General features: G+C 74.3%; 6 protein-coding genes. All 6 read left to right on the top strand.

Annotated features, from left to right (window positions below):
- Positions 1–787, top strand: a 787-nt coding sequence (locus HUW36_RS25595; protein WP_246248321.1) for an efflux RND transporter periplasmic adaptor subunit, incomplete at its 5' end; no start/stop codon positions are given.
- Positions 784–1,641, top strand: a complete 858-nt coding sequence (locus tag HUW36_RS25590; RefSeq protein WP_174530494.1) for an ABC transporter ATP-binding protein — start codon at positions 784–786, stop codon at positions 1,639–1,641. The genes HUW36_RS25595 and HUW36_RS25590, both read left to right, overlap by 4 nt.
- On the top strand, positions 1,638–2,822 hold the full coding sequence (locus HUW36_RS25585; RefSeq protein ID WP_174530493.1) for an ABC transporter permease: 1,185 nt from the start codon (positions 1,638–1,640) through the stop codon (positions 2,820–2,822). The genes HUW36_RS25590 and HUW36_RS25585 overlap by 4 nt, the downstream gene beginning before the upstream one ends.
- Before the next feature lie 222 nt (positions 2,823–3,044).
- A complete protein-coding gene (locus HUW36_RS25580) occupies positions 3,045–3,254 on the top strand; it encodes a helix-turn-helix domain-containing protein (protein WP_013288759.1) in 210 nt (69 codons plus the stop codon).
- 219 nt (positions 3,255–3,473) lie between these two features.
- Entirely contained in the window at positions 3,474–3,575 is a 102-nt protein-coding gene (locus HUW36_RS25575; RefSeq protein ID WP_007465623.1) for a 30S ribosomal protein bS22, read from the top strand.
- Positions 3,576–3,695: 120 nt separating this feature from the next.
- A complete protein-coding gene (locus HUW36_RS25570; protein ID WP_174530492.1) occupies positions 3,696–4,769 on the top strand; it encodes an NAD-dependent epimerase/dehydratase family protein in 1,074 nt (357 codons plus the stop codon).
- Positions 4,770–4,870: the final 101 nt, after the last annotated feature.

Genomic DNA, 4,870 nt, shown 5'->3' with positions numbered 1-4,870 from the left:
CGGCCAGGACGGTGCCCAGCAGGTCGTCGAGGAGTTGCAGCTTCTCCGAGCGCCCGGTGAGCGGCCCGTCGACCTCGCCCAGGTAGTGCGCGGGGTGGTGCAGCCGGGTGGCACCCGGGCGGCTACGCCCACCGACCTTGCCGGGCTGCTCGGCGCGGCCGGGGGTGCGGCGGTGCCCGGGCTGGACCCGTCGGCGTTGGGTGGGGCCGGTCAGGGCGGCCCGCCGGCCGGGGTCGACGACGCGGTGCCGGCCGGTGGTCGGGTCACCGCCGGCACTCCGGTCCTCACGGTGGTGGACACCGGACGGCTCGGCCTGCTCGCCGAGGTGGACGAGACCGACGTGCTGCTGGTCCGGGCCGGGGTGCCGGCCACGGTCGAGCTGGACGCGGTGACCGGCGCGACGTACGAGGCCACGGTGCGGTCCGTCGACGTGCTGCCCACCAGTTCGGCCCGGGGCGGTGTCACCTACCGGGTCCGGCTCGACCTGGGCACCGGCCGGCTCGGCGAGACGGAGGCCGCACCGGCGCCCCGCCCCGGCATGAACGCGGTGGTCCGGCTGCGCGTGCGGGAGGCCGCCGACGCGGTGGCCGTACCGGCCTCGGCGGTGTTCTCCGCCGACGGGCGGGACGCGGTCTGGGTGCTGCGCGACGGCCGGGCGGACCGGGTCCCGGTGACGGTCGGCGTGCAGGGCCAGGACCTGGTGCAGATCGTCGACGGGGTGCGGGCCGGCGACCGGGTGGTGGTGCGCGGCGCCGACCAGGTGCGCGACGGCCAGGAACTGCCGTGACCGTCGCCGCGGTCGAGGCGGTCGACGTCTCGCGCACCTACGAGCTGGACGGGGTGTCGGTGTCCGCGCTGCGCGGCGTCTCGCTCACCATCGACCAGGGTGAGTACGTGGCGGTGATCGGCCCGTCCGGTTCCGGCAAGTCCACGCTGATGCACCTGCTCGGCGGGCTGGACCGGCCGACCGGCGGTCGTCTGGTGATCGGTGGCCGGGACGTGGCCTCGCTGACCGCCCCGGAGCTGGCGACGCTGCGCAACGAGACCATCGGCTTCGTCTTCCAGGCGTTCCACCTGCTGGCCCGGACGTCCGCGGTGGACAACGTGGCGCTGCCGCTGGTCTACCGGGGCGTCGGCGCGCGGCAGCGGCGGGAGCGGGCGGCGGCGATGCTCGGCCGGGTCGGGCTCGGGCACCGGCTGCACCACCGTCCCAACCAGCTCTCCGGCGGCGAGCAGCAGCGGGTGGCGATCGCCCGGGCGCTGGTCACCGAACCGGCGGTGCTGCTCGCCGACGAGCCCACCGGCAACCTGGACAGCGCCACCGGGGAGGCGGTGCTGGAGCTGCTGGAGCGGTTGAACGCCGAGTCCGGGGTGGCGCTGGTGATGGTCACGCACGACCAGGAGGTGGCCGCCCGGGCGCACCGCCGGATCGCCGTCCGGGACGGGCTGATCCGCTCCGACACCCGTCATGATCGACCGGGGTCGGCCGGGTCCGGCGCACCTGCGACACTGGACCCCGCTCCCAGCGCGGAGCCCCGGTCCGCGTCCGGAAGCGGTCCGGGGCACCCGCCCGGTGGCTCCGGTGGCGCCGCCGGAGCCACCGGGCGCCTTCCGCGTACCGGCGCCGGGGGTGCCGGATGAGGGTGGCCGAGGCGTGGCGGGTGGCGCTGGACGCGCTGCGGGCCAACCGGATGCGCAGCCTGCTGACCATGCTCGGCGTGATCATCGGGGTCGCCTCGGTGGTGATCCTGGTGGCCATCGGCACCGGCACCAAGCAGCAGGTGGAACAGCAGGTCGAAGGGCTCGGCTCGAACCTGCTCCTGGTGGTGCCCGGAAAGATCGAGGTGGGCACCGCACCCGTGGTGTCGCCGTTGGACCTCAAGGACGTCGACGCCGTCTCCCGGGTGGTCGGCGACCCCGGCCGGGTGGCCGTGACGGTCGCCTCCGGCGCGACCGCCCGCGCCGGCAACCGGTCCGACTTCACCACCGTGCAGGGCGTGCTGGAGACCACCCCGTCGGTGTTCACCCGGTCGCTGTCCCGGGGGCGCTACCTGACCGGCGCGGACGTCGACACCAGCCGCCGGGTGGCGGTGCTCGGCGCGTCCGTGGCCCGGACGCTCTTCCCCGAGCGGGACCCGCTCGGCCAGCAGGTCACCCTCGCCGGCGTACGGTTCCGGGTGATCGGCGTCTTCGCGCCGCTGGGGCAGAGCCTCGGCGTGGACCGGGACGACGAGGTGCACGTGCCGGTGACCGCCGCGCAGCGGCTGTGGGGCACCCAGCGGATCGACGGCATCGCGGTCAAGGCGCCGGACCGGGAGCGGATCGACCAGCTCGGCGAGCGGATCGTGGCGGAGCTGTCCCGCCGGCACCCGGACACCGAGTTCAGCGCCGTCACCCAGCAGCAGATCCTGGGCGTGCTCGGCGACATCCTGGGCGTGCTCACCGGCGTCCTGGCCGCCATCGCCGGCATCTCGCTGCTGGTCGGCGGCGTCGGCGTCTCGAACATCATGCTGGTCTCGGTACGCGAACGCACCCGCGAGATCGGCCTGCGCAAGGCGGTCGGCGCCCGCCCCCGGGACATCGGCGTGCAGTTCCTGCTGGAGGCGGTGCTGCTCACCTCGATCGGCGGTCTGACCGGGATGGCGCTCGGCGTCGGCACCGCGCTGCTGGTCGACGCGTTCTCGCCGATCCCGGCCGCGATCACCTGGTGGTCGCTGGCGCTCGCCTTCGGCGTCTCGGCCGCGGTGGGCATCGTGTTCGGCGTGGTGCCGGCGCAGCGGGCCGGCCGGCTCGACCCGGTGGTGGCGCTGCGCGCCGAGTAGCCGCCGCCGGTCCCGCGGACGGGAACGGGACGAGCCACCCGTCCGGGCGAAAAAGCCCTGGTGGACACCGGGTGAACGGCCGTCCCGCCATGATCAAACGAGAGAAGGGATCGCGCTGGTCACAGCCGCCCCGCTACCGTACTGGTTACACGCGCGTCGCTCGTCGAGGCGGGAGCACCTGCCCGGTGACACGCGCCGGGCACGGGAATGGGTCGGTGAGCCATGGCCGGGTCGCAGTCCGACGCACGGCTGTCGGATGTCAGGTTCCTGACCGTCGCCGAGGTGGCGACGGTCATGCGGGTCTCCAAGATGACCGTCTACCGCCTCGTGCACAGCGGTGAGCTGACCGCGGTGCGGGTCGGCCGGTCGTTCCGGGTGCCCGAGCACGCCGTGCACGAATACCTCCGGGGCGCGTTCCAGGAGTCCGCCTGACCTCTCGTCGGCCGGTCCGCCGAGTGCGACGAAAAGGGGCATCGACGGGGGCGCGTTGGTCCTGCTGACGCTCTCCGGCTACCCTGGAGCACGACCGTGACCGCACCCTGGTGTGCCCTGCCCACCACGCTGGTCCGGTCCGCTGTCCGAAGCGGGCACGGTGCCACCGGTGGTGGCGCCTCCCGGTCCGCCCCGCACGTTGCATCGAAAGGCTGTCGTATGGGCTCGGTGGTCAAGAAGCGCCGCAAGCGCATGGCTAAGAAGAAGCACCGCAAGCTGCTGCGCAAGACCCGCGTCCAGCGTCGCCGTCTCGGCAAGTGACCGGGGCCGGGCCCTGGCCCGGCATCCGGCACCACTTGCCAACTGTCGACCCTCGGAGGCTCAGGTGATCAGGCCGCGGACGTCCCGGCTCGATCCCGCCTGCCGCGCAAGGCGCACGACATGACCCCCGGTGGCACCTCCGGTGCTCCGGGGGTCGTCGTCGTCACCGGAGTCGGCCGCTACCTCGGCGCGAACGTCGCCGCCCGGCTCGCCGCCGATCCGCGCATCGAACGCGTCATCGGCGTCGACCCCGCCCCGCCGAACCCCGAGCTGACCGACCTCCTCTCCGACGTCGAGCGGGTTCGCATCGACCTCGACTCGCTCGGCGGTCTCCTCGCCGACCTCGACGTCGACGCCGTGGTGCACCTGGCGTTGGTCTCCGCACCCGACCCGCAGCTCGGCGGCCGGACGGGGATGAAGGAACAGAACGTCATCGGCACCATGCAGCTGCTCGCCGCCTGCCAGCGGGCACCCCGGCTGCGCAAGCTCGTGGTCCGCTCGTCGACCGCCGCGTACGGGGTGTCGTTCCGCGACCCGGCCGTCTTCACCGAGGAGACCGAGCCGCGCGAGGTGCCGCGCGGCGGGTTCGGCCGCGACATCCTCGACATCGAGGGGTACGTGCGGGGGTTCCGCCGCCGCCGGCCGGACGTCACCGCCACCGTGCTGCGCTTCGCCCCGTTCATCGGGTACGCGGCCGACACCACGCTCACCCGCTACTTCTCCCAGCCGGTGGTGCCCACCGTCTTCGGCCGTGACCCGCGGCTGCAGTTCGTCCACTTCGACGACGCGCTGGAGGTGCTGCACCGGTCGGTCGCCGAGGAGCACCCGGGCACCTACAACGTCGCCGGACCGGGCGTGCTGTCGCTGTCGCAGGCGATCCGCCGGGCCGGCCGGGTGGCGCTGCCGGTGCTGGAGCCGGGCCTGGCCGGGGTGGCCGCGGTCGCCCGCACGCTCGGCTTCGGGCGCTACGGCCTGGACCAGGTCGACCTCTTCGTGCACGGCCGGGTGGTCGACACCGGCCGGCTGGAGCGCGAGTACGGCTTCACCCCCCGTTCCACCGCCGCCGCCTTCGAGGACTTCATCCGCGCCCACCACGGTGGCGTGGTGGTGACCCGGGACCAGCTCGCCGCCGCGGAGCAGTTGGTGCTGGAGAGCATCAGGCAGGTCCGCTCGACCGTCCAGGAGCGTTCGTGAACAGCCCGGAGGAGCGGCGTGACGCGCGCTACGACGTACCGCTGACCGTGCCCGAGCCGGGCGCGGAGCCGGCGCGGCGCAACGGGCACCGCCGGGTCACC

The organism is Micromonospora maritima (assembly GCF_902825405.1).
Lineage (GTDB): Bacteria > Actinomycetota > Actinomycetes > Mycobacteriales > Micromonosporaceae > Micromonospora > Micromonospora maritima.
Note: the sequence above shows the minus strand (reverse complement) of the source record. Positions and strands in the feature narration are given on the sequence as shown.

Coding starts and splice junctions, on each gene's coding strand:
- HUW36_RS25570 (WP_174530492.1), top strand. CDS start 3,696: ATGACCCCCGGTGGCACCTCCGGTGCTCCGGGGGTCGTCGTCGTCACC.
- HUW36_RS25585 (WP_174530493.1), top strand. CDS start 1,638: ATGAGGGTGGCCGAGGCGTGGCGGGTGGCGCTGGACGCGCTGCGGGCC.
- HUW36_RS25580 (WP_013288759.1), top strand. CDS start 3,045: ATGGCCGGGTCGCAGTCCGACGCACGGCTGTCGGATGTCAGGTTCCTG.
- HUW36_RS25575 (WP_007465623.1), top strand. CDS start 3,474: ATGGGCTCGGTGGTCAAGAAGCGCCGCAAGCGCATGGCTAAGAAGAAG.